This is a genomic window from Nocardiopsis mangrovi (assembly GCF_042653925.1).
GTDB classification, from domain to species: domain Bacteria; phylum Actinomycetota; class Actinomycetes; order Streptosporangiales; family Streptosporangiaceae; genus Nocardiopsis_B; species Nocardiopsis_B mangrovi.
Genome location: NZ_JBHSFQ010000076.1, coordinates 1 through 2,972 on the forward strand (window position 1 = coordinate 1; position 2,972 = coordinate 2,972).

A 2,972-nucleotide genomic window follows, 5' to 3' on the forward strand; every position below is an offset into this window, starting at 1 on the left:
CACGACCGCCGCCCAGAAGGAACTCACCCTCGACCAACTGCGCGCCGACGTCGCCGTCGGCCTCCTGCTGGGGCGCCTGCCCGTCACCCCCGGGCTGGAGATCCCCGCCGACGCCACGGAACACGGCATCCCCGACACCGCCACCCCGGCCCCGGCCCACCGGCGCCACCCGGCACCAGCCCACGGGCGGGACCTTTCACGCGGCCACGGCCGGGACCGGGACGGAGCACACGGGCAGGGCGAAGACGAGGCACCGGGGCAGGGCGAGTGCGGGGGATACGGCCGGGAGCGGGCGGAGGATCACGGGCAGGTGGTCATCCCCGGGATGGCCACCCCCACCCCGGTGCCGTTCTCGCCGGTGGGGAAACTGCACGTCATCATCCCGCTGGCCGCGCTGCCCACCGAGATGGGCGGCCGGGAGTCCCGGGCGCTGGCCGAGATCCCCGGCCACGGGCCGATCCTCGCCGAGGCCGCCCGCGAACTCGCGAAGGAAGCCACCGACAAGGCCACCCGGTGGTGCTACACGGTGGTCGACGAGGAGGGAACCCCGGTGGCCGAGGGCACCACCCGCTACCGGCCCCCACCCCGGCTGCGGTCCCACATCGACTCCCGCGACCGCACCTGCCGCTTCCCCCACTGCAACCGCCCCGCGGTGGAGTGCGACGCCGACCACACCACACCCCACCACCTCGGAGGTCCAACGAGTGCCGCCAACCTGGCCGCGCTGTGCCGACGCCACCACCGCCTCAAGCAACACCCCGGCTGGAAACTGTCCCAGCCCTCCCCCGGCACCCTCATATGGCGGACCCCCCACCACCGCACCCACACCACCGTCCCCGACCCCTACCCCGGCCAATGACCACCCCGCGGGACCGGAGCGGGCAAGGACCCCACTCAGAACCGACAGCGACCGGCACACCGACCAGGACCAACACCACCACCAGCGGGGCGGCACCTCCACCAACGGAGGAGCCGCCCCGCACCCGTCGACCCGCACAACAGGCCATCGCCTGAGCCCGTCTGCACCCGCCCACCCCCACAGCAGGCACACGGCCGACACCCACCACCGGGCGTCCGCTCATGGCCAGGCACCCGCCTACGCCCCCCGACCGCCACCCCACCGCCGGTCCTCGCACCCGCCCGCCCGAATGAACCCCGACGCGACCACCCGAGGCTCCCCGCACAACCCCACCCCTGTCGCCGTCGCCGCCCGCACTGACACGCGACCCTGCCCACCACCGGCCGTCGCCGCCGAGCTCTAACCCCGCCCCGAGACCACCTGCGGCTGCACGCCTGGCCCCACCCTCCACCGGCCGTCGCTGCCCGTCTGAACCCCGACCTCAGGACAGGGGTAGGCCGAGGGAATGGAAACGGCCTCCGCCCCGATGGGGTGGAGGCCAAATGCTCGAGGAGCGGCGGAAGCTACAGTGCCTCGGCCTTGACGGCCTTGAGGAAGGCGGTCCACTCGGGGACGGGGACGGTGAGGTGGCCGAGGGGGCGGTTCTGGGTGTCGCGGATGAGCGTCCGAGGGCCCTCGGCGACCTCGACGCAGTTGTAATTGCTGTCGCTGTGGCTGCTCTTATGCCACTCCCGCATTACAGCTCCCCTCTTACCTTCTCAATCAGCGCAACGCTTGCGTCCGAGGGTAGCGACTCCGCCTGCAAGTCGCCGTACATGGCCGCCATCGCATTGACCTCCTCCGCATCGTGCACGACCACCTGCCCTTTGGCGTGTTCCAGATGTACGACCAGGCTGCCACCGGGCAGTCCGAAGATGCGGAATGATCCGCCCACGACCGGATGCCGCGCCGCGTGGTCGGGAAGGACGGAAAGCCTGATCCGCTGCTGGTCGATCAGTGACAGCAAGTGATCGAACTGCTCCTTCATCGCCTCAGGGGAGCCTCGGCGCTGTCGCAGAGCGTGCTCATCCACGACGAACCTCAGGGCGACGTGGCGACGCAACTCCGCAAGACGGCCGAGCCTCGTCTCCAGTGCGTGTTCCAGGAGTTCCGGCGTCGAGTCCAGTCGGCCCGCCCCGAGAATCGCCCGGGCGTACCCCGGTGCTTGCACGAGACCAGGGATGAGCAGCGGCTGGTATTCCCTGATCTCGACGGCGGTGCGCTCGATGCGCACGAAATCCTCCCACTCGTCCGGCACGCGCTTGACGTCGTTCAGTTCTTCCCAGAGCTGGAGGAGTCGTCCATCAGTAGCAAGCGCATCGTCCAATTCGACCGCATGGTCCCGATTGGGGGTCCTTGTGCCATTTTCCAACTTACCGATCTGAGGTCGGCTGATCAGCGTCATTCCACTGATCGCGGTTTGCGTCTTCCCAGCCAGACGACGAAGACGACGCAATTCGGAACCCCACCGAACCCAGGTCTTATCTACTCGCTCTGTCATGCGATCCAGAATGCTCTAGCCCGATCCAACCCGATACCCCTTCGCCAAAAGGGACCAGACATGTAGCGCTTATGGAAGGTCGTCCGGAGTATCGGCATGCTGAGTTCATGGGTTACTCACCTCAAGGACGTGTCCAGAGGAAAAGCGCGGGACGAATTCGTCCCTATTTGTTCCGCTGGGAGCGGCGGAACGAAGTCGGAGGGTGGTGCTGGTGGTGACGTACGAACGGAGGTTTCCCGGGTGGGCCGATCAGGTGCGGAAGGCGCGGGAATGGACCGAGGACATCCTTTCCGCCCACTGTGAGTTCGAGGTCCCGCAGGACACCGTCGCCTCGGCCGTGCTCCTCGTCTCGGAGGCCACCACGAACGCCAGTGCGCCGTGAGGCGCTCTGCCATATCCCCGGTGCAACCGGGAGGAACTGAAGGGAGGTTTCTGGACCTAATGGCTTACCCGGAACCGAAAAGGCGAAGGGGACAATAGCATGCCAGGAAACCAACGATCGCGTTCAGGCGCGGAAGCGATGCGTTGAGGGGTCCGCGTGATACGGCGAAACCTGTATTGGCTGAATCCTAA

At 67.9% G+C, this 2,972-nt stretch carries 4 protein-coding genes; 2 read left to right on the top strand and 2 right to left on the bottom strand.

Features of this window, described 5'->3' with window-relative positions:
• Positions 1-859 (top strand): HNH endonuclease signature motif containing protein (locus ACFO4E_RS29965; protein WP_378580673.1); only part of this gene is annotated, 859 nt, incomplete at its 5' end.
• Positions 860-1,422: 563 nt separating this feature from the next.
• On the opposite strand, the gene ACFO4E_RS29970 is transcribed toward ACFO4E_RS29965, so the two are convergent.
• Together ACFO4E_RS29970 and ACFO4E_RS29975 are read right to left on the bottom strand one after the other, a co-directional pair.
• Positions 1,423-1,596, bottom strand: coding sequence for a DUF397 domain-containing protein (locus tag ACFO4E_RS29970; RefSeq protein WP_378580676.1), 174 nt, complete (start codon positions 1,594-1,596; stop codon positions 1,423-1,425).
• On the bottom strand, positions 1,596-2,399 hold the full coding sequence (locus tag ACFO4E_RS29975; protein ID WP_378580679.1) for a helix-turn-helix domain-containing protein: 804 nt from the start codon (positions 2,397-2,399) through the stop codon (positions 1,596-1,598). Before ACFO4E_RS29975 ends, ACFO4E_RS29970 begins: the two co-directional genes overlap by 1 nt.
• Before the next feature lie 202 nt (positions 2,400-2,601).
• Here ACFO4E_RS29975 and ACFO4E_RS29980 point away from each other — a divergent pair, with 202 nt between their 5' ends.
• Entirely contained in the window at positions 2,602-2,781 is a 180-nt protein-coding gene (locus ACFO4E_RS29980) for a hypothetical protein (protein WP_378580682.1), read from the top strand.
• Positions 2,782-2,972 lie beyond the last annotated feature (191 nt).